This window comes from Wolbachia endosymbiont of Tuta absoluta, assembly GCF_059414725.1.
The window spans coordinates 1-361 of record NZ_JBNRJY010000742.1 but is presented as its reverse complement, the minus strand read 5'-3'; the positions used below and the strand labels follow the sequence as shown (position 1 = coordinate 361).

Below are 361 nucleotides of genomic sequence, written 5' to 3'. Positions count from 1 at the left end.
CAAGGGATTATATGCGTGATATGTGTGTGCGTGTGTGTGTGTATCGCACTTATCATGGTCATATTTCTTGCATCAATGGTTTGATTATAAAGGAGTAAACTCTCAATCTCAAGACACTCAAAAGACCGATGATGCCTCGCTAATAAACATCAGTAGGTCGTCTAAGACTGGTAGTTCGATGGAATCGATTTAATCATCACACCATCAAAATTTCCAATCAATACAATTTCAGCTGACCACTGCACTTTTATAGTCGATCGATATTCTTTGTAAACTTGCATATTCTTTTGTTTCTCCCTTAGAATTTCCTGTTGTTTCATCAACTCTTTTTGCTTATTTTTTTGATACAATTCATTAAATC

The 361-nt window shown here is 35.2% G+C and carries 1 pseudogene; it reads right to left on the bottom strand.

The window, feature by feature from the left end:
• Window positions 1-161 precede the first annotated feature (161 nt).
• A pseudogene (locus tag ACJ5GX_RS07820) lies at window positions 162-361 on the bottom strand (hypothetical protein); the annotation flags it as partial.